The sequence below is a fragment of the Acinetobacter sp. ABJ_C5_2 genome (genome assembly GCF_044538485.1).
Taxonomy (GTDB): Bacteria; Pseudomonadota; Gammaproteobacteria; order Pseudomonadales; family Moraxellaceae; genus Acinetobacter; species Acinetobacter nosocomialis_A.
In genome coordinates this window covers 71944-91936 of record NZ_JBIUCS010000006.1, presented here as the reverse complement: position 1 = coordinate 91936, position 19993 = coordinate 71944, and the positions used below count along the sequence as shown (strand labels likewise).

At 38.7% G+C, this 19993-nt stretch carries 19 protein-coding genes; 14 read left to right on the top strand and 5 right to left on the bottom strand.

All coding sequences use genetic code 11. The annotated features are described in order from the left end of the window. Positions 1-79: 79 nt before the first annotated feature. Both rpiA and ACH8JV_RS09385 read left to right on the top strand, forming a co-directional pair. Complete coding sequence (gene rpiA, locus ACH8JV_RS09390; protein ID WP_000061060.1) at positions 80-751, top strand: ribose-5-phosphate isomerase RpiA; 672 nt, start codon at positions 80-82, stop codon at positions 749-751. Then, positions 751-1431: a SprT family zinc-dependent metalloprotease gene (locus ACH8JV_RS09385; protein WP_396520896.1), complete on the top strand. Its 681-nt coding sequence runs from the start codon at positions 751-753 to the stop codon at positions 1429-1431. The genes rpiA and ACH8JV_RS09385 overlap by 1 nt, the downstream gene beginning before the upstream one ends. On the opposite strand, the gene ACH8JV_RS09380 is transcribed toward ACH8JV_RS09385, so the two are convergent. Next, on the bottom strand, positions 1428-2948 hold the full coding sequence (locus ACH8JV_RS09380; protein WP_396520894.1) for a hypothetical protein: 1521 nt from the start codon (positions 2946-2948) through the stop codon (positions 1428-1430). The two genes, ACH8JV_RS09385 and ACH8JV_RS09380, sit on opposite strands and share 4 nt — an antisense overlap. Positions 2949-3130: 182 nt before the next feature. Between ACH8JV_RS09380 and argC the strand changes: the two genes are divergently transcribed. The 6 genes from argC (at position 3131) to ACH8JV_RS09350 (ending at position 9577) form a co-directional block, all read left to right on the top strand. Further along, positions 3131-4186, top strand: coding sequence for an N-acetyl-gamma-glutamyl-phosphate reductase (argC, locus tag ACH8JV_RS09375; protein ID WP_396520892.1), 1056 nt, complete (start codon positions 3131-3133; stop codon positions 4184-4186). 75 nt (positions 4187-4261) lie between these two features. Next, complete coding sequence (locus ACH8JV_RS09370; RefSeq protein ID WP_263614982.1) at positions 4262-5020, top strand: DUF6776 family protein; 759 nt, start codon at positions 4262-4264, stop codon at positions 5018-5020. Positions 5021-5029: 9 nt separating this feature from the next. Continuing rightward, positions 5030-5443, top strand: coding sequence for an ATP-dependent Clp protease adapter ClpS (gene clpS / locus ACH8JV_RS09365; protein ID WP_001260033.1), 414 nt, complete (start codon positions 5030-5032; stop codon positions 5441-5443). Positions 5444-5452: 9 nt separating this feature from the next. Then, entirely contained in the window at positions 5453-7729 is a 2277-nt protein-coding gene (gene clpA / locus ACH8JV_RS09360; RefSeq protein ID WP_263613848.1) for an ATP-dependent Clp protease ATP-binding subunit ClpA, read from the top strand. Between the two features lie 3 nt (positions 7730-7732). Continuing rightward, entirely contained in the window at positions 7733-8095 is a 363-nt protein-coding gene (locus ACH8JV_RS09355) for a YnfA family protein (RefSeq protein WP_107972808.1), read from the top strand. A gap of 426 nt (positions 8096-8521) precedes the next feature. Continuing rightward, positions 8522-9577: a 3-deoxy-7-phosphoheptulonate synthase gene (locus ACH8JV_RS09350; RefSeq protein ID WP_396520890.1), complete on the top strand. Its 1056-nt coding sequence runs from the start codon at positions 8522-8524 to the stop codon at positions 9575-9577. A 50-nt stretch (positions 9578-9627) separates the two neighbouring features. Here ACH8JV_RS09350 and ACH8JV_RS09345 read toward each other — a convergent pair whose 3' ends face one another. After that, positions 9628-10545 carry an alpha/beta fold hydrolase gene (locus ACH8JV_RS09345; RefSeq protein ID WP_396520888.1) on the bottom strand — a complete coding sequence of 306 codons (918 nt, stop codon included), beginning with the start codon at positions 10543-10545 and terminating at the stop codon, positions 9628-9630. 2 nt (positions 10546-10547) lie between these two features. Beyond that, a complete protein-coding gene (locus ACH8JV_RS09340; RefSeq protein ID WP_000056573.1) occupies positions 10548-11108 on the bottom strand; it encodes a PadR family transcriptional regulator in 561 nt (186 codons plus the stop codon). A 135-nt stretch (positions 11109-11243) separates the two neighbouring features. On the opposite strand from ACH8JV_RS09340, the gene ACH8JV_RS09335 reads away from it, so the two are divergent. The 4 genes from ACH8JV_RS09335 to ACH8JV_RS09320 all read left to right on the top strand — a co-directional run bounded on the left by ACH8JV_RS09335 (position 11244) and on the right by ACH8JV_RS09320 (position 15613). Continuing rightward, complete coding sequence (locus tag ACH8JV_RS09335) at positions 11244-13268, top strand: FAD-dependent oxidoreductase (protein ID WP_396520886.1); 2025 nt, start codon at positions 11244-11246, stop codon at positions 13266-13268. Positions 13269-13337: 69 nt separating this feature from the next. Further along, positions 13338-13745: a nuclear transport factor 2 family protein gene (locus ACH8JV_RS09330; RefSeq protein WP_396520884.1), complete on the top strand. Its 408-nt coding sequence runs from the start codon at positions 13338-13340 to the stop codon at positions 13743-13745. Between the two features lie 37 nt (positions 13746-13782). Next, complete coding sequence (locus ACH8JV_RS09325; RefSeq protein WP_396520882.1) at positions 13783-14499, top strand: SGNH/GDSL hydrolase family protein; 717 nt, start codon at positions 13783-13785, stop codon at positions 14497-14499. Between the two features lie 19 nt (positions 14500-14518). Continuing rightward, positions 14519-15613, top strand: a complete 1095-nt coding sequence (locus tag ACH8JV_RS09320; RefSeq protein WP_396520880.1) for a YheT family hydrolase — start codon at positions 14519-14521, stop codon at positions 15611-15613. A gap of 54 nt (positions 15614-15667) precedes the next feature. On the opposite strand, the gene ACH8JV_RS09315 is transcribed toward ACH8JV_RS09320, so the two are convergent. Both ACH8JV_RS09315 and ACH8JV_RS09310 read right to left on the bottom strand, forming a co-directional pair. After that, a complete protein-coding gene (locus tag ACH8JV_RS09315; protein WP_396520878.1) occupies positions 15668-16513 on the bottom strand; it encodes a metal-dependent hydrolase in 846 nt (281 codons plus the stop codon). 233 nt (positions 16514-16746) lie between these two features. Continuing rightward, positions 16747-17235 (bottom strand): internalin, encoded by a 489-nt coding sequence (locus ACH8JV_RS09310; RefSeq protein WP_396520876.1) that lies wholly within the window; start codon positions 17233-17235, stop codon positions 16747-16749. A 223-nt stretch (positions 17236-17458) separates the two neighbouring features. Between ACH8JV_RS09310 and ACH8JV_RS09305 the strand changes: the two genes are divergently transcribed. Beyond that, positions 17459-19096: a CTP synthase gene (locus tag ACH8JV_RS09305; protein WP_263613838.1), complete on the top strand. Its 1638-nt coding sequence runs from the start codon at positions 17459-17461 to the stop codon at positions 19094-19096. Between the two features lie 30 nt (positions 19097-19126). Further along, positions 19127-19984 carry a 3-deoxy-8-phosphooctulonate synthase gene (kdsA, locus tag ACH8JV_RS09300; protein WP_000080538.1) on the top strand — a complete coding sequence of 286 codons (858 nt, stop codon included), beginning with the start codon at positions 19127-19129 and terminating at the stop codon, positions 19982-19984. The last annotated feature ends 9 nt before the right edge of the window (positions 19985-19993 follow it).

The window sequence follows — 19993 nt, the reverse complement described above, 5'->3', positions numbered from 1 at the left end:
AGGAAATTATTGTAGCAAACCCTTGTGCATTTGCGCCGTTTATTGGCGCATAAATGTCAAAAAATAGTTGAGTGATGTAATGAGCCTATATGCAACCCAAGATGAAAAGAAACAAGCTGCTGCTAAAGCTGCTTTAAAACACTTACCCAAAGGTGGCATTTTGGGGGTAGGAACTGGAAGTACTGTAAATTTTTTAATTGATTTATTACCTGAACTACAATTAGAGGCAGCTGTGGCAAGTTCGCAAGCAACAGCAGATCGTCTTAAAAAATTAGGTATTGAAGTGGTTGATATGAACCATGTAGGCAGCCTTGATGCTTATGTTGACGGTGCAGATGAGATTGATCGTCACATGCATATGATTAAAGGCGGCGGCGCAGCATTAACTCGTGAAAAAATTGTAGCTTCAATTGCTAAAAAATTTGTATGTATCGTTGATGATTCGAAATGGGTTGATCAACTTGGTCGTGATTTCCCATTACCAGTAGAAGTAATTCCAATGGCGCGCTCTGCTGTAGCTCGTAAATTGGTCAGCTTAGGTGGTGACCCGGTTTATCGTGAAGGTGTGGTAACAGATAACGGAAACGTTATTTTAGATGTATTTAATTTGAACATCTTAAATGCAATTGATTTGGAAAAAACCATCAATAATATCCCGGGTGTTGTTACTAACGGTATTTTTGCGTTAAACCCTGCAACAATTGCAATTGTTGCGACAAATAATGGTATTGAAGAGCGTACAGCACAGTAATGTCTGTGGAAATGCCAGAAATTAAAATTGTTCGTCACGTAAGGGCAAGAAAATTGCGCTTACGTGTTGAGCCTGCGTCTATACGGCTGACTGTTCCGTTATTTTGTAGTAAGAAACAAATTCAGCAGTTTTTGGCGCAGTCTGAACAATGGCTGATCGAGACGTGGAGTAAACAGCAACACGTTCAGTCTACGTCATTTGAGATTCCTTCAGAAATTTCTTTTTTCAATAGAGAACAACCTTTTCAAGTTGTGGTGCAAAAACAACATCGCATTTTTCAATTTGATTGGGAAAATAATTATTTATTTATTAAAGACCAACAACCTTACCAAGCTTTACAAAATGCCGTGATTGCTTATGCCAAACAAGAGTTGCCACTTCTTTTGTCAGAGCTTAGCCAAAAAACACGGTTAAGTTATGCCGAATGTGCAATTCGACGTCCTAAAACACGTTGGGGAAGTTGTAGTAGTCAGCATAATATTATGTTACATGCAGGACTGGTTCTTATGCCAGCTCAAATTACCCGTTATGTTTGTATTCATGAATTAGCACATACCAAACACTTCGATCATAGCCCTACATTTTGGGCCGAAGTTGCAAAGTTCGACCCTCACTATATGCAGCATCGCAGACAATTAAAAGGTAATCCATTGCCTGCGTGGTGGTATGTCACAGCTTAGTTAAAGCTACATTCTAATTGTATTGTCTGTAATACATCCGGTGCTTTGCGGCTATCAAGGCCTGCTTGAGCACTAACAATTTTGTTCGCTTTAATATGTAGCTGTATAAAATTATATTGCTGTGTTGAATTGTTGGGTTCAGATGAGCTTGAGTTAAGTAAGTAGCTATAACTTGCAGCGTCTGTTTGCAGTAAGTTATCTGTACTATCTGCGCTTAAGGCAGAACGATAACTTTGTGAACCTTGAATTAACTCAATTTGGCCATTTGCACGGAAATTAAGTTGGCAGCCCGATGCGTTGTTTTCATGGTGACCGACTAAATAGTCTGTGGCTGGGAGTTTAGGGTCAGCTATATTGATGCTGGTTAAACCTTGTTTACACGGGTAAGCTGAACCATTACAAGTCGCCGTAGTACCACTAAAACCAACAGCACGTCGGTAATCACCCGCACCATCTATACGGAAAAAATCAGTCGTATTTCCAGAAGGCACAACTCCAGAATAGAGTTTTTTCTGCAAAAGAACATATCCTGGTTGATCTAAACTGGACTGACTTTGTGCATCTGCTAGTTGCAATGTGGCAGCTTTTAAATTGGTAGCAAAATAATCGCGAGACGCTTTTTGATTGGTTGCTATGTCCAAAAGCGTATTTTTTACAGGGTCAATATTATCTGGCGATGGACTAAAAATAGGTGTCATGGTCGTATTGTCACCATTAAGTTTTTTGCCGTCTAAATATCCATCTTTTAAATCGGTTGCAAGACTATTTGTAAGTTCTTGATATGCATTGGTACTACCATGAATCGTATTCCAATATTGTAAATATCCAAAGCTCAGATAGCTATCTACATAACTACTTGGTTGTTTTGTTGAATACTGTAATAAATTTAGCACAGTCAGTGGGCTAGCTGGGCTTAAGCTTGGAATGGCAGCATCTTTAAACGCGCTAATAAGGGCGTTGTAAACATCTTGAGAAGCCAAATCAACATGTGATTGTTCAATACGGGTTGGATCTATCGTTTCTTGTGGGAGTTGTCCTGATCGGATTACAGCACGCTGATAAATTGCTTCTGAACTTGGACTAATCAGTTGAGTTTTATTACTTATTGAACTTGGGGTAATAAAAGCGTGATAGACACCAGAAAGATTCTCATATTTAGAATTAATTGGATCAAATACTTGAGATGAAGCTTGAGTTGTGACTTCTACTCGATAAAGCCGATTCAACTTGGTACTTGGAAGTTTAATATTATAACTTGTTAAACTGGCAACTTGGGTATCGATCAAAATAGTATTGTCGGTATTGTCATAGACTTTGAGTTGAACATTGCGCATTTCGACAGGGGTTTTAAGCGTAAAATTTGTCATAACTTCAGGAGTTGGCACAGTTGGTGTTGGGGTACTAGATGAACCTCCGCTACTACTGCCACCACCACATCCAACAAGGGCTACGCTTAAAATTAAAGTACTAAGGCCGAGATAAGTGCACAACTTTGTTTGTTTTGATTGATCAAGCATCCTAGCTCTCCAAAATGAATCTGGTATTTATTTACTGATATTTGTTTGGTTCTGACAGACCAGCAAGTGCTATGTAATTAACGTTAAAAAATAAAAAAATTAAAATTACCAAGCATGAAATGGTTTTGTAAGCCTGGACATCCTGTCATACTACCGCAAGTATAGATTCAATATTTGAGGTAATGCACGTGATTTCTGTCGGAATTGTTGGTGGAACTGGTTATACAGGCGTTGAACTATTACGTATTTTATTACGACATCCAAAAGCGCAGGTTCGGGTTCTGACTTCACGTACAGAAGCAGGCAAACCAGTTGCTGATATGTTCCCAAACTTACGCGGGCATACAGATCTTCAATTTTCAGATTTAAACATTGATGCATTAAAAGAATGTGATGTTGTATTCTTTGCGACCCCACATGGTGTTGCGATGCAGCATGCAAAAGATTTGATCGAAGCAGGGACCAAAGTTATTGATTTGGCAGCGGACTTTCGCCTGCAAAATCTTGAACAGTTTGAAAAATGGTATGGCATGGAACATGCGTGCCCAGATGTACTAAAAGATTCTGTTTATGGTTTAACTGAGTTAAATCGTGAAAAAATTAAACAGGCTCAAGTCATTGGTAATCCAGGTTGTTACCCAACAACTGTTCAATTAGGTTTAGCTCCACTTTTAAAATCTGCACAAGCATTGATTGAAACCAAAAATATTATTATTGATGCAAAATCAGGAGTTTCTGGTGCTGGCCGTAAAGCAAGCTTAGGCATGATTTACAGTGAAAATGCCGATAACTTTAAAGCGTATGGTGTTGCAGGTCACCGTCACCATCCAGAGATTGTCGAAGCATTAGAAAATATTGCTGGGCAAAAAGGTGGCTTTGAAGGGCTCTTATTTGTACCGCATTTGGTACCAATGATTCGCGGTATGTTGAGTACAATTTATGTGGACTTGACTGAGGCAGGTAAGCAAGCAGACTTACAAGCTTTGTATGAAAACTTCTATGCAAATGAAAAATTTGTAGATGTCATGCCTGCGAATAGTTCACCTGAAACACGCAGTGTGCGTGGAGCAAATGAATTACGTATTGCTTTATATAAACCACAACCAAATAAACTCATTATTTTGGCGGCTCAAGATAATCTTGTAAAAGGTGCATCTGGTCAAGCTGTACAAAATATGAACCTTATGTTTGGCTTTAATGAAGACGAAGGCTTACAAGGGATTGGTTTATTACCATAAAAAACTCTTTTTTGCTTCACACACATTTAAATTTCGATTTAAATGTGTGTCTTGACTCTGATCTTAAACACTGAGATGACGATGCAAAACTCGGAACAGACGACTTCTGTAGAAAGTTCGTTGCAAAAGAAAAAATTTTTAAACACCAATAAGCCTTTGTTTATTGGTGCTGCTATTTTAATGAGTGGTTGTTTTGCGCTCGGCTATACAATTGGGCACCGTCAAGGTTTAACTGTTGTAGGTTACGATGCAGATGCAGAGCAATTGGTTGAAGTAGTGCAAAAACAAAAAACAGCGTTAGATGCAGTCAACAAAAGCTTGAATGCTGCTGTACAAGAGCGTGATGTTGCTGTTACAAATGCGAATGACTTGTTTACAGCACTTAATCAAGCCAATGCTGATAAAACACAACAACAAGGTATGAGTAATATCTACCGTGAAATTTTAAGACAACGTGGTGGATTAAGCTTAACCATTCAGGATTTGGCAATTAAACCATTACCAGAAAATGCTTATGAATATCAGCTTGATCTGGTGCAAGTTAGCCCGAGCAAACGCCGTGCTTCAGGTTCAGTTGAAATAAGACTGATTAAAGATACTGAAGTCTTGGTTGTGCCACTTGAAGATAAGAACTTTAACTTCACTGATTTTGAGCGTTTGACTGGCCGTTGGACAATGCCTAAGGGCTTTACACCTCAATATATTGAAGTGCGTTTAACAGGTGGTTCTGAGACACCAGTGATTAAACGTTTTAGTTGGCAGCGTGGCAAACCTGTCGAAACACCTTCTGCTTTTGTTGCAGAAATTCCTCAAGCTGAAGCAAATTCACAATAGTAACATCATATGCGAACAAATAAGCGTCAAACAAATTTAAAAGATATTAAGGCTTCTTTTCAGCAGTCTGGCTATGTCGATTGGCACTTCAATCCACGCTTAAGTGATTCGCAAAACGAAGATCATGACGGAGAGGTTGTTGTTCAAACAGCACCTCCCGAACTCAAGCGTCCTCCCTTATATGCAGTAGTATTATTGAACGACGATTACACGCCAATGGACTTTGTAATTGAAATTTTACAACAATACTTTGCAATGAATCTTGACCAAGCAACTCAAGTAATGCTAACAGTACACTATGAAGGTAAAGGTACTGCCGGGGTATATCCAAGAGACATCGCGGAAACCAAGGCAAACCTTGTTAATAATTACGCTCGATCGCAAGGTCATCCATTACTTTGCCAGATTGAGCCTAAAGCATAAGGGGGTCACATGCTCAGTCGTCAATTAGAAGTATCATTACGTTTGGCTGTTAGCATGGCTCGTCAAAAGAGACATGAGTTTCTTACAGTTGAACACTTACTATTAGCCTTACTCGATAACGATTCGGCTGTGAATGCGTTAAAGGCATGCGGAGCTGATATTGTTTCTTTACGTAAAGAATTAGAAGAATATGTAGAACAACATACTCCTAAGCTTGGCGAAAATAGCGAGCAAGCTCCACATCCAACAGAAAGTTTTGACCGCATTTTGCAACGTGCAATTTTCCACGTGCAATCAAGTGGTGGTGATCGTACTGTCGAAGGTGCGGATGTTTTGGTCGCAATGTACTCAGAGCGTGATTCTTTTGCTGTTTATTTACTTAAACGTCATCAAATTAATCGTTTAACTTTGACTCAATACTTGTCTCATGGGACACGTAAAGACGAAGTTCAGGTTGAAGAAGAAGTTGAAGACATTGAGGGTGAAAGCAACTCAGGCAATGCTGGGCCATTGGAACTTTATACGCTCAATTTAAATGTTGAAGCGCAAAAAGGAAAAACAGACCCACTCATTGGTCGTGAAAAAGAAATTGAGCGTACAGCACAAATTCTTTGCCGCCGTCGTAAAAACAACCCGTTGTTAGTCGGTGATCCAGGTGTAGGTAAAACTTCAATTGCAGAAGGCCTTGCTTGGCTCATTGTAAATGGTAAAGCACCAAAACCACTGAGCAATGCAGAAGTCTATAGTCTCGACATTGGTGCATTGGTTGCGGGTACAAAATACCGTGGTGATTTTGAAAAACGTTTAAAACAATTGCTGAATGCTTTGAAGAAAAATCCAAACGCGATTTTATTCATTGATGAAATTCATATGATCATTGGCGCTGGCTCAAGTATGGGTAGCACTATGGATGCATCGAATCTCATTAAACCAGCTTTGGCAAATGGTACTTTACGTTGCATCGGTTCAACGACTTTCCAAGAATATCGTCAGGTATTTGAAAAGGATCATGCGTTATCTCGTCGTTTCCAAAAAATTGACGTAAATGAACCAAGCATTTCTGAAACTATTGATATTTTACGTGGCTTGAAAACTAAGTTTGAAGATTTCCACCACGTACAGTATGACGACAAAGCTTTGGTTTCTGCGGTTGAGCTTTCTGCGAAATTTATTAATGATCGTTTCTTGCCAGATAAAGCAATTGATGTCATTGATGAAGCAGGTGCACAGCGCCGCTTAAAAGCAGAAAGTGAAGACAGCTTAATTACTGTTGAAAATATTGAAGACATCGTTTCTAAAATTGCGCGTATTCCGCCTAAGACTGTGTCTAAAGATGATAAATCGGTACTTGAAAATCTTGAGCGTGACCTAAAACGTGTTGTATTTGGTCAAGATGAAGCAATCACTGCATTGGCTTCTGCAATCAAGTTGTCACGTGCTGGTTTGAAATCGCCAGATAAGCCTGTTGGTAGCTTTGTATTTGCTGGTCCAACGGGTGTTGGTAAAACTGAAGTCACTAAGCAATTAGCGAAATTGTTAGGTGTTGAGCTTGTTCGTTTCGATATGTCTGAATATATGGAACGTCATGCTGTTTCTCGCTTAATTGGTGCTCCTCCGGGTTATGTAGGCTATGACCAAGGCGGTTTGCTCACAGACGCGATCCATAAAAATCCGCATTGTGTTTTATTGCTGGATGAAATTGAGAAAGCACATCCTGATGTGTTTAATCTGTTGTTGCAAATTATGGATCATGGTGCGTTGACTGACAATAATGGCCGTAAGTCAGACTTCAGAAATGTCATTATTGTGTTAACTACAAACATTGGTGCAGAAAGTATTTCTCGTGCAAGCATTGGATTTACCGAGCAAGACCATAGCTCGGACAACCAAGAAGCAATGAAACGTGCATTCTCACCAGAGTTCCGTAACCGTTTAGACAGTGTTATTCAGTTTAAAGCTTTACCAACCACAGTGATTGAATCTGTAGTTGATAAGTTCTTAACAGAATTACAAGCACAGCTAGATGAAAAACGTGTAGTTCTAGATGTAGATCAAAGTGCACGTGACTGGTTAGCAACCAACGGTTATGACCGTTTAATGGGTGCTCGTCCAATGCAACGTCTCATTCAAGAACACTTGAAGAAACCATTAGCTGAAATGATTCTATTTGGTGAACTTGCAGATCATGGCGGTAATGTGGCGGTATCAGTGAAGAAAGAAGATGGCAAAGCAGTTGGCCTAAAACTTGAAGTTTTTGAAGATCACCACACGGCAGAACCAGCTTAATTTATGTTAATTGATAGTCTTTCTATAACCCGAATACTCAGTGTGTTCGGGTTATTTATTATTACTGCAATCGCTGAGATTTTAGGGTGTTATTTTCCTTATCTTATTCTAAAAGAAGGGAAGTCCGCTTGGTTGTGGTTGCCGACAGTCTTAAGTTTAGCTGTCTTTGTTTGGTTACTTACATTACATCCAGCAGCCTCGGGGCGAATTTATGCGGCCTATGGTGGTATTTATATTTTTACTGCGCTGATGTGGCTTCGTTTTGTAGATCAGGTTGCTTTAACGAGATGGGATATTTTAGGCGGCTTTATTGTGCTTTGTGGTGCAAGTTTGATTATTTTACAGCCGCAAGGATTAATTCGTTAATTATGAAAGTGGTCAGTTAAGTTTTAAGTGAAAAAATAAGAAATATTTTCGCAAAAAATACTTGTCAAACTCATCAACAATGCGTATTTTAGATTTAAGGAACATTTTTTAATATTTGAGATAAAGATGTTAAATCAATCTGTGAATTCTAACGCTTACTTTTATTTCTGGCAATTTAGATAGTTGCCTGAGCGTATTCGGGCACGAAAGTTGCCCATCACAGTTAATACCTGATCGGCAACCCCGATCAGGTTTTTTTATGCTTTATCTTTTTCAAATCGAGGAATTCAAAATGAACAACATGACTTATTCATACTTTAGCAACTTTTATTGGTTTTACTTTTGCCTACCTTTGCCAACGAATAGATCCAAAACGCTCAAATAAATGATCGGACTGATTCGGTTTCAGTCCAAAGGAAAAGACCAATGAATGCTTTAAATACTCTACTAACTCAAAGTAATACAAAAGAAACACCAGTTAGTTTGCCTGTCCAGTTAAAAGCTAAATATCCGCTTGTGCAGACCCTCGCACGTCAAATTGCAGAACACCGTCAAATTATTCAAAATATTCTTGCTGGTAAAGATCAGCGCTTAATGGTTATTACAGGACCATGTTCAATTCATGACCCGGTTGCGGTTCTTGAATACGCAGAAAAACTGCAAAAATTACAAGAAAAAGTAAAAGATCAAATATTCATTGTAATGCGAGCTTATATTGAAAAGCCGCGTACAACTGTAGGTTGGAAGGGTTATATGTATGATCCAAATCTTGATGGATCATCCAATCTACAATTAGGTTTAGAAAAATCACGTGAGCTTTATTTACAAATTATTGAAAAGGGTTTGCCAATTGCGAGTGAAATTCTAAGCCCAATGGCAACGGGTTATTTTGATGATTTATTGGCTTGGGGCGCAATTGGTGCTCGTACCAGCGAGTCTCAAATTCACCGTGAAATATCAAGTCACATGCCATACAGCATTGGTTTCAAGAATGGTACAGATGGCTCAATTCAAATTGCTTTAGATGCTATTCAGTCGGCACAAAATGAGCATCAGTTTCTAGGTATGAATCAGCAAGGTTTACCTTCTGTCATTCAGAGTGCTGGTAACCCATTGCCTCACTTAATTTTGCGTGGAGCGAATCATGGCCCTAATTATGATTTAGCTTCAATTCAGGCAATACGTGAAAAACATAAACAAAATCTTCCTGCCTTAGTCATTGACTGTAGTCATGGCAACAGTGGTAAAGACCCTTTGCGTCAGCCAGAGGTTTTGCAGCAAATCGTTGCTGAACGCTTAAAAACTCAGGTGAAGGGTATCATGATTGAAAGTCATTTAGTTGATGGTAATCAGAAGATTTCATGTGAAATGACTTATGGACAGTCAGTGACAGATGGTTGTTTAGGATGGAATAAAACTGAACAACTTTTGTTAAATGTTGCTGAGCAATTAAAAGCAAATGAGTTAGCTCATTCTGCTTAATGAATTGTAGATTAAAAAAAGGATCTGTTTTAGCAGATCCTTTTTTTATTTTAAGAAGCTTGTTTAAGCTCAGACAAGAACGTCGTGATTTCATGAACGAACTTTTTCGGTTCGGTTAATAATGGGGTGTGGCCTGATCGTTCGAAATAAATTGCTTTTGCATGTTCAACGCTGTGTGCAATAAGTGTTTGACCAGTTTCTGGGTAAAGTGTCGAATTACGTCCGATAAAGAAAGTTGTTGGGCACTGTAGTTGCTGAAGCGCTTCACGATAATCTTCATTGTGGAAAAGATAATTTTCGACATACCAAAATAAATAATCTAAACGTTGAATCGGTAATAAATACTTCTGTAAAAATGGTTGTTTTAATGCAGTTTTAAAAACAAAAGGACTAAATGGATTGCTACTTTGCAATTCAATAAAATCTACCCATAAACGTACTAGTTCTTGGCGGTCTGGAAGCGCTAATTCATAAAGATATTTAGCATTTTTGTGCTTTAATAATAATTGATAAATATCATTGAGTAGTTGTTTGAATTGGGCATGTAAAGGGCCGAATAAACCATATTGCCATGTTGAATCTACAGATATTTTTGGTGTCTGATCTATGTGTAAATACGCTTTTAACTGCTGTACGAGATGGGCATGTTTCATGCCATGCATTGCAGTAGTGGCACCCATTGAGTAACCCATTAAAATAAAGTTCTCAAGTTTTAGTTGCTCAATTAAATGAGCAACATCTTGCCAGTGACTTGATATGGCATCTTGGTCGGGAATTGCACAGTTTTTTGAACCGCCAAAACCACGCCAGTCAGGAATAATGAACTCATATTCTTTGCGATTTGCATAGATAAACGGTAGCCATTGCCAACTCTGCATACCTAAGCCAGATAATATTAATACTGGTTCACCACGACCAACACGGCGTACAAATAAACTTTCCTGATCGGGCATGGTGTAATAAGGCATGGTTATTCTCCAGATACGTTATCTTGAGCAAAAAGTTTTAATTGAGGAATGACTTGTTCTAACCATTTAATCCACTCAGTTTCCATAGTAATACCGAGTTCTAAAATCATTTTGTGGATATATAACACTCGATCATTCAAGTCATCGCTATCTTTAAAATCTTTATCGTAAATACTTTGGTAAAGCTTGAGCTTTTCTTGGTGTAAACCAAGATGTCGTAACAGTTCGGGTAATATTTGATTATTGCTCAATTGCGCCTCAGCACGCAATCTTACCATTAAGTCGTCTCTAAGCTGTGCAGGTTCACTTTGCTGTGTCATCCATGAAGCGAGTTCTATACGCCCAAGCTGTTCGACCTGATAAGTTTTTTTTCGGCCACTATCCATCTCATTTTCTAATGTGGAGACCCAGCCTTTTTTAAGCATGTTGTTGAGTTCACGATAAATTTGCTGATGTGTGGCATTCCAGAAAAAGCCCATAGAACGGTCAAAACGGCGGGCAAGTTCAAAGCCTGTACTTGGTCGTTCTAATAAGCTGGTCAGTAAAACATGAGGAAGTGACATGGCAATCCGTTTGTAAGCAAAAGTAAAGTGTGACTCATAAGATTATGCAACATGTTGCATAAAAGTCAAAATTTGATTATAAATTTGTGCAACAAGTTGCATTAAGCAAGCAGATTAGCAAGCCAAGGAGTTGTTATGTCGTTATATCCACATTTATTAAAACCATTAGACTTAGGTTTTACGACATTAAAAAATCGCGTATTGATGGGGTCTATGCACGTTGGGCTAGAAGAGGCACCCGGTGGTTATGAGCGCATGGCGGCTTTTTATGCGGAACGTGCTAAAGGGGATGTGGGATTAATCGTAACAGGGGGTATTGCGCCCAATGAAGCAGGTTTAACCTTTGCTCATGCTTCTAAGTTGGATAGCACAGAAGAAGCCGAAAAACATAAAGTCATTACCGAAGCTGTCCATGCCGCTGGCGGGAAGATTGCATTACAAATATTACATACAGGCCGATATTCTTATCAGCCGGAGATTGTCGCACCTTCGGCAATTCAAGCACCAATTAACCCAATTAAACCTAAAGCAATGACTTCTGCTGAGGTTCAACAAACCATTGATGACTTTGCAAACTGTGCGAAGCTTGCTCAATATGCCGGCTATGACGGCGTTGAAATTATGGGCTCTGAAGGTTATTTAATTAACGAATTTATTGCAGCCAGAACAAACCATCGTGACGATGAATGGGGTGGTAGCTATGAAAAACGCATTCGTTTTCCTATTGAGATCGTAAAACGCACACGTGAAATAGTTGGTGAAAACTTTATTATTATTTACCGATTATCAATGCTTGATTTGGTTGAAGGTGGTTCTACTTTAGAAGAAGTGATTCAACTTGCTAAAGCGATTGAAAAAGCTGGTGCTACGATCATTAATACGGGTATTGGCTGGCATGAAGCTCGTATTCCAACAATTGCCACCAAAGTACCAAGAGCTGCATTTACTTGGGTCACTGAAAAATTAAAAGGCGAAGTTTCAGTTCCATTAATTACCTCAAACCGTATTAATACACCTGAAATGGCTGAGCATGTATTAGCATCGGGTCATGCTGATATGGTTTCAATGGCACGTCCAATGCTTGCAGACCCCGAGTTTGTTTTAAAAGCCAGTGAAGGCCGTAGTGATGAAATCAATACGTGCATTGGTTGTAACCAAGCTTGTCTCGACCACATTTTCTCTATGAAAATCGCAACATGTCTAGTTAACCCTCGTGCATGTTATGAAACTGAACTGATTTTTAAAGAAACTCAAAATCAGAAGAATATCGCTGTCATTGGTGCAGGGCCAGCCGGTCTCAGTTTTGCTGTATATGCAGCTGATCGCGGACATCAAGTTAAAATCTTTGAAGCAAGCCATCAAATTGGTGGTCAGTTTAATATCGCTAAAACTGTACCAGGTAAAGAAGAGTTCTACGAAACGCTACGTTATTTTAATCGTCAAATTGAATTACGCCCAAACATTGAGCTCGTATTAAATCATAAAGCAACTTATGAAGAATTAAGTCAATCAGGCTTCGATGAGATTGTAGTTGCAACGGGCGTAACGCCTCGTCAATTGCAATTTGAAGGTATTGATCATCCAAAAGTGTTGAGCTACTTACAAGTACTTAAAGAGCGTGTACCGGTAGGTCAGCGTGTTGCCATTATTGGTGCAGGGGGTATTGGTTTTGATACAGCTGAGTACCTAACCCATGAAGGTGAAAGTGGCAGTTTAAATCCTGAAAAGTTCTATGAAGAATGGGGGATTGATACTCACTATGAGCATGTTGGTGGTTTAAAGCAGCCGAAAGTTGAAGCTTCTGAACGAGAAATCTATTTGTTACAGCGTAAAGCTTCTTCAGTTGGTGCGGGACTAGGTAAAACGACTGGTTGGATTCACCGTACAGGGCTTAAGAACAGAAATGTGAAAATGTTGGCAGGTGTACAGTACGACAAAGTCGATGATCAAGGTCTTCATATTACTGTTGATGGAAAACCAACAGTACTTGAGGTTGATCATGTTGTGATTTGTGCGGGTCAAGAATCATTTACTGCTATGTATGACCAATTAAAAGCAGATGGCAAAAATGTTCATTTGATTGGTGGTGCTAAAGAAGCAGGCGAGTTGGATGCTAAACGTGCAATTCGTCAAGGCGCTGAACTAGCAGCGGTTCTTTAATGAGTGGAGTGAGCATTGTCTTGAATAAGAGAATGCTCACTACTAAAACCAATTTGAAGGAAAAGAAAAATGACACTTGAAACAACGAAACAGTCATTAGAAAAATGGCACGACATGATTCAATCAAACGACTTATCGAACTTAAATGATTTGCTGGCAGATGAAGTCGTTTTCCGTTCACCAGTTGCTTATAAACCGTATGAAGGGAGACAGGTTGTTTTCTTTATTCTCACCAATGTAATTCAGGTATTCGAGAACTTTACATATCATCGTGAGTTTTACACTGAAGATGGCCAAAATGTGGTGCTCGAGTTTAGTGCGAATGTAGGTGATAAATCATTGAAAGGAATTGATATGATCCGTTTCAATGAGCACGGTAAAATTATTGATTTTGAAGTAATGATTCGCCCAATGAGTGGTTTGGCTGCATTGGCTGAGCAAATGGGTATAAGAATTGCTCAATTCAAACCGCAATAATTTTGTTAAATAGCCTAAGAGTCTTGAGGTATATAAAATGTGGTTAAAACTTTCAACATTGCTTTTATTGCCCGTATTATTTGTACAAGGCAGTAAAGTTCGAAAGAACACGCCACGTTTAGCAGAAGCCAAAGGTGAACGAGAAGGTAGCATTGGTCAAGGCAAGCCTTTATCTCTGCTTATTTTAGGAGATTCTGCTGCAGCAGGTGTGGGTGTAGAAACACAAAAAGATGCCTTGTCTGGTGCAATTATCCAAGAGCTGCAGAATGAATTTTCTCTACAATGGAAACTTCATGCTAAAACGGGTGATACGACTCGACAAGTTTTTCATGCTTTGCAGCATCTAGAAGAGCAGAAGTATGATGTGATTGTGACATCTATTGGTGTAAATGACGTCACAAAGCTGACCTCGGCTAAATCATGGATTAAACAACAGAAGCAATTATTTGATTATATTCAGAAACGATTTCAGCCAAAGCTGATTATTGTTTCTGGCGTGCCTCCAATGCAACATTTCCCAGCTTTACCTAATCCATTGGCTTGGTTGTTTGGGCAATATGCAGAGCAAATGAATCAAAAATTACAACAATGGTTGGCGCCACAGAGCCAATTTGAGTTTCTTCAATACGATATTGAAACTTTTCAAGCCATGAATTTGCCAATGGCAAGTGATGGTTTTCATCCAAGTAAGGAAGTTTACGCAATTTGGGGAAGGCAGGTTGCTGCTTTGGTGCGGCAATCATTTAACTCATAGTCATAGGTAGTCATTGGATATGGGCATATCTGTTTTTAATAAAATTAAAGATTTCGGTTCAGAGCTGTTCGATTTAGTGGTAGGTGCTGAGCATCCAAAAGTTTATTATGATCCTCAAGGACAAATTAAAGATGTGTTGGATAAGCTCCCTCAACTTAAACAGAAATACCGTCCTACGCCTTGGTTGACGAACAGCCATGTCCATTTACTCTATTTTGATCTTATTAGAAAACAGACAATAAAGCTGGAATATGACCGAATTGATCAACTCACTATGAATGACGGAGGTATTACCGCAATTGCTTGGTATGGTTACAATTTACCAGCAGATACACCAACGGTTGTAATTATGCATACCATTACAGGTACGCCTGAAAGTATGCGTGAGTTGGTACGTGATTTAAATCAATATACAGGCTGGCGAATTGCACTGTGTCTACGCCGTGGGCACGCTGGTTTGCCAATGCCTGTGCCGCAAATTTCTCTTTTCGGATCTACGAGTGATCTAAAAGAACAGCTTAATCATATTCAAAGTCTATTTCCGGCATCGGACTTATATGCGGTAGGTTCATCAGCAGGTACAGGTCTGCTTGTTCGCTATTTGGGTGAACAAGGCGAAGATACACCTTTTAAAGCTGCTTTTGCGATGTGCCCGGGTTATAACACTGAAATTGGTTTTAAAAATGTTCATCCTTTTTATAGTAAAATGATGACTAAAAAGCTCTTTAAGTATTTTATTTATCCGTATCAAAATACGTGGAGCAAAATAGCATCTTTAGAAAAAGTCTTATCGACAACCAATTTAGAAGAATTTGAAAAAGAATACTTCGAAATGGCTGGTTTTCAAGATTACGAGACTTACTGTAAATCTATTAACCCGATTTATGTTTTTGAGAATATTAAAATTCCATTAATGATTCTGAACGCGGAAGATGACCCTGTTTGTTCTATTAAAAATTTAGAACCTTACAAAGAGCCAATTCAACAAATGAGTACTGTGGCTGTAGTGACAACTAAAAAAGGAAGTCATTGCGCATTTTATGAAGGGTGGCGTAGTACGTCATGGGCCGCACGTCTCATGTCTGATTATTTTTTAATTGAACGTAATAAATAGACAATCATCAAATGCATAAATAAAGCCCAAAGTCTGGGCTTTATTTTTTACCTCTTAAGATAAGAGTGGAGTTTTATCATTTATACCAATTTTTATTTTAATGGCAGCAACTAAAGCTTTTTCATCTGTTTGGTTAGGATGGAAATCAAAACGATAATATTCAAGAAATTTAGGAATCAAAACTTTATATTGTTTGCTAGCAAAGCTAAAAAAGTTGCGCCAAGTTTTGAAATTGGTCAGTTGCTTATCTCGTTTCATTAAAACAATTTGGTAAACGGTTGAAAAAGCAGTGATCAGAATTAAGCTAAAAGTAAAAACTGAAATACGTGGAATATAAGCGCCTAATCCGTTGCCATATAAATGTTGATATAAGTCGAATGCAACAGCTTTATGCTCGGTTTCTTCTACACTGTGCCATAACCATAAGTTACGAATATTTGTATCAGTCATAAGCTCATTTACCGATTGCATCATGCTGACTACGAGTACTGCTGTGTAATGTTCCAAGCCTACTGTTACAAGCAAATTCCATTTTTTACTAAAAACTTTCTCAATAGCTTTAAGAACAATGCCTGTCGCTTTTTCTAATGACTCTGGATTTAAACCATATTGCTGCGCACTGACATGGAAAGCATGATGTTCTTTAGAATGCATTGCTTCTTGACCAATAAATGCACCTATTTCTCTGTCTAAAATTTTATTTTCTTTAGCTTTAGCACGTAATGCACGCACAGATCTAACAAAATACGATTCTCCTTCGGGAAACAAAGTAGAAAGACCTGTGAAATAGTGGGTGAGTGAAGGCTCATCATTGCACCAATAACGTGGAATATTTTCAAAATTGTAGTCCATGCGACGCACAGGAAAAGAGGCCGGTATACGGTTTAAAGCTGTATTCATTTTCTTGCTCCAATCTTCTTTTAATTTAAGTTCTAAAAAGGAACTTGATATAAAAAGTATAAGCAGACAAGATTGGAGTCAATGATTTTTGAATGATTGAAAATAGATTGTCCTAAAATGATAGGCAGGGGAGCTTTAAAGATAAAAAAGAAAGGGATTAAATTTATTTATACTACGAATATTATATAAATGCCCAAATCAAAAAATTAATTTGGGCATTATTAAACAGAAGCTTAGTTTTTAAGTGCTGGTGTTGCAGCAGCAATTGCAGCAGCAACTGCGTCATCTTCTGTCTTTGCAGGCTCAGTTGCCTTAGCAGGTTTTGACTGAGCTTTTTCAGGTTTTGGTTCTGCTTTAGGCTCAGATTTTTTTTCAGGTTTTGGTTCTACTTTAGGTGTCTCAGATTTAGGTTGTTCAGCAACTTCTGTCTGTGAAGATTCAGCAGAATGCGCAGGACGAGTTTCGCGACGAATTTCAGTTGTAGTATTGGTTGTTTCTTCACGCTGAACTTCAACTTGTGGTTGCGCTGGAATTTGAGCTTCTTGGTGAGTGTCTACACTCTCTAAAGATTCAAATTTTGCAGGCTTCGCTGGTTGAGGTTCTGAAACAGCAGTTTCAACCTTGTCTTGCTCTTCTTCTTTCGGTGTCTCTTTTTTAACGCATGCGGTTAACAATAGTCCAGCCGCAATTGCAGCACAGATTAAAAGTTTTTTATTTGCCATTGCCCAAAACAACATTTAATTGAGGAGTTGGCATTATAACAGTAAATAGCAATGAAAAAATCATGTCAGATTGAGCTAATTTTTTGTTAAAAATGCTGATAGAATAACCAGTTGTTTATTGTTCTTTGAATTGATGCGGTTTGACTTTGCTTTATAGGGGCAGAGTACAGTAAAATTGCCAAACATTGTAGGCCGATTTCGGCTTGATTGTACGAGAAACTTAATGACCCATTTTATTTTTGTCACTGGTGGTGTGGTTTCATCGCTAGGTAAAGGTATTTCTGCTGCTTCTGTTGCTGCACTTTTGGAAGCTCGTGGCTTAAAAGTCACAATGGTTAAAATGGATCCTTATATTAATGTCGATCCAGGGACAATGAGCCCATTCCAGCATGGTGAAGTTTTTGTTACCGAAGATGGTGCAGAAACCGATCTGGATCTGGGTTATTACGAACGTTTCTTACGTCGCGCGAAAATGACCAAACTAAACAACTTTACGAGTGGTCGTGTATATCAAGACGTTTTAAATAAAGAACGTCGTGGTGATTACTTAGGTGGTACAGTTCAGGTTATTCCTCATATTACCGACAATATTAAAGAACGTGTTCTTCGCGCAGGTGAAGGCTATGATGTTGCTATCGTAGAGATTGGTGGCACCGTAGGTGATATCGAATCATTACCGTTCATGGAGTCGGTTCGTCAGTTAATGGTTGAGCTTGGTCATAAACGTACCATGCTTATGCATTTAACTTTGTTGCCATATATTAAGTCAGCAGCAGAGTTAAAAACTAAGCCAACTCAGCACTCTGTAAAAGAGTTACTTTCAATTGGTATTCAGCCAGATATTCTGATCTGCCGTACAGAATATGATGTTGATGTTGATACTAAACGCAAAATTGCATTGTTCACTAACGTAGAAGCACGCGCTGTAGTGGTATGTAAAGATGCGAAAACGATTTATCAAATTCCACGTACATTCTATGAACAAAACGTTGATGACTTGATCTGTGAGCGTTTTGGATTTAATGATCTTCCAGAAGCAAATCTAGAAGATTGGGACAATGTAGTTGAAGCATTATTGAACCCTGAATACACTTTACGTGTCGCTATGGTTGGTAAATATGTTGAATTACCAGATGCTTATAAGTCTGTAAACGAAGCATTGTTGCACGCAGGTATTAAAAATCGCGTAAAAGTACAAATTGATTATGTCAATGCTGAAGAGCTTGAAAGCCAAGACGTATCTATTTTAAGTACAGCTGACGCAATTTTAGTTCCAGGTGGTTTTGGTGAACGTGGTACTGAAGGCAAAATGAAAGCTATTCAATACGCACGTGAAAATCGCATTCCTTTCTTAGGAATCTGTTTAGGTATGCAATTGGCTGTTATTGAATATGCTCGCCATGTTGCAGGTATGCCAGAAGCTTCTTCTACAGAATTTAACCGCTCTACAAAATATCCACTCATTGGTTTAATTACTGAATGGTTAGATGAGCGTGGTGAATTACAACAACGTAGTCTTGAGTCTGACTTGGGCGGAACAATGCGTTTAGGTGCACAAAAATCTGAATTGGTTGAAGGCACAAAAACACGTGAAGTCTACGGAAAAGCTGAGATCACTGAACGTCATCGTCACCGTTATGAAATGAATAATCGTTTCATTGAGGCGATTGAACAAGCGGGCATGAAGATTTCAGGTTATTCTTCAGCACAACATTTAGTTGAAACTGTAGAAATTCCTGATCATCCTTGGTTTATTGCTGTACAATTCCACCCGGAATTTACAAGTTCACCACGTGATGGACATCCTTTATTTGCTAGTTTTATTGACGCTGCGAAAACACAGCATCAAAAAAGTAAGTAATGCGATTTTAAATAAACTGGGAAAGTTTAAATGTCACAATTAAAACCACAAGAAGTTGTACGTTTAGGCGATATACAAATGGCAAATCATTTGCCATTTGTATTATTTGGCGGAATGAACGTACTTGAGTCAAAAGATTTAGCTTTTGAAATTGCTGAAACTTATATTGATATTTGTAAACGCCTAGATATTCCTTATGTATTTAAGGCGAGCTTTGATAAAGCAAACCGTTCTAGTTTGCATTCATTCCGTGGTCCTGGACTCGAAAAAGGTATTGAATGGTTAGGCGACATTAAAAAACATTTTAATGTGCCAATTATTACTGACGTTCATGAACCATATCAGGCAGCACCAGTTGCCGAAGTCGCTGATATTATCCAGCTTCCAGCTTTCTTAAGTCGTCAAACTGATCTTGTTGAAGCAATGGCGAAAACACAAGCTATTATCAACATTAAAAAAGCACAGTTCTTGGCTCCTCATGAAATGCGCCATATTTTGCATAAATGTTTAGAAGCTGGAAATGACAAACTTATTCTTTGTGAGCGTGGCTCAGCATTTGGCTATAACAATTTAGTTGTAGATATGCTTGGCTTTGACATCATGAAAGAAATGAATGTACCTGTATTCTTTGACGTGACTCATGCTTTACAAACTCCAGGTGGTCGTTCTGACTCAGCTGGTGGTCGTCGTGCTCAAATTACAACTTTAGCGCGCGCAGGTATGGCAACAGGTTTAGCGGGATTATTCCTAGAGTCTCATCCAGATCCAGACAAAGCAAAATGTGATGGTCCATCTGCATTGCGCCTGTCGCAGCTTGAGCCATTCTTGGCACAACTAAAAGAATTGGATACTTTAGTTAAAGGATTCAAAAAGTTAGATACTCATTGATGCAGGAAC

Excerpts from the sequence above, each read along its gene's own strand:
- rpiA (WP_000061060.1), top strand. The coding sequence starts at position 80 with ATGAGCCTATATGCAACCCAAGATGAAAAGAAACAAGCTGCTGCTAAA.
- ACH8JV_RS09385 (WP_396520896.1), top strand. The coding sequence starts at position 751 with ATGTCTGTGGAAATGCCAGAAATTAAAATTGTTCGTCACGTAAGGGCA.
- ACH8JV_RS09380 (WP_396520894.1), bottom strand. The coding sequence starts at position 2,948 with ATGCTTGATCAATCAAAACAAACAAAGTTGTGCACTTATCTCGGCCTT.
- argC (WP_396520892.1), top strand. The coding sequence starts at position 3,131 with ATGCACGTGATTTCTGTCGGAATTGTTGGTGGAACTGGTTATACAGGC.
- ACH8JV_RS09370 (WP_263614982.1), top strand. The coding sequence starts at position 4,262 with ATGACGATGCAAAACTCGGAACAGACGACTTCTGTAGAAAGTTCGTTG.
- clpS (WP_001260033.1), top strand. The coding sequence starts at position 5,030 with ATGCGAACAAATAAGCGTCAAACAAATTTAAAAGATATTAAGGCTTCT.
- clpA (WP_263613848.1), top strand. The coding sequence starts at position 5,453 with ATGCTCAGTCGTCAATTAGAAGTATCATTACGTTTGGCTGTTAGCATG.
- ACH8JV_RS09355 (WP_107972808.1), top strand. The coding sequence starts at position 7,733 with ATGTTAATTGATAGTCTTTCTATAACCCGAATACTCAGTGTGTTCGGG.
- ACH8JV_RS09350 (WP_396520890.1), top strand. The coding sequence starts at position 8,522 with ATGAATGCTTTAAATACTCTACTAACTCAAAGTAATACAAAAGAAACA.
- ACH8JV_RS09345 (WP_396520888.1), bottom strand. The coding sequence starts at position 10,545 with ATGCCTTATTACACCATGCCCGATCAGGAAAGTTTATTTGTACGCCGT.
- ACH8JV_RS09340 (WP_000056573.1), bottom strand. The coding sequence starts at position 11,108 with ATGTCACTTCCTCATGTTTTACTGACCAGCTTATTAGAACGACCAAGT.
- ACH8JV_RS09335 (WP_396520886.1), top strand. The coding sequence starts at position 11,244 with ATGTCGTTATATCCACATTTATTAAAACCATTAGACTTAGGTTTTACG.
- ACH8JV_RS09330 (WP_396520884.1), top strand. The coding sequence starts at position 13,338 with ATGACACTTGAAACAACGAAACAGTCATTAGAAAAATGGCACGACATG.
- ACH8JV_RS09325 (WP_396520882.1), top strand. The coding sequence starts at position 13,783 with ATGTGGTTAAAACTTTCAACATTGCTTTTATTGCCCGTATTATTTGTA.
- ACH8JV_RS09320 (WP_396520880.1), top strand. The coding sequence starts at position 14,519 with ATGGGCATATCTGTTTTTAATAAAATTAAAGATTTCGGTTCAGAGCTG.
- ACH8JV_RS09315 (WP_396520878.1), bottom strand. The coding sequence starts at position 16,513 with ATGAATACAGCTTTAAACCGTATACCGGCCTCTTTTCCTGTGCGTCGC.
- ACH8JV_RS09310 (WP_396520876.1), bottom strand. The coding sequence starts at position 17,235 with ATGGCAAATAAAAAACTTTTAATCTGTGCTGCAATTGCGGCTGGACTA.
- ACH8JV_RS09305 (WP_263613838.1), top strand. The coding sequence starts at position 17,459 with ATGACCCATTTTATTTTTGTCACTGGTGGTGTGGTTTCATCGCTAGGT.
- kdsA (WP_000080538.1), top strand. The coding sequence starts at position 19,127 with ATGTCACAATTAAAACCACAAGAAGTTGTACGTTTAGGCGATATACAA.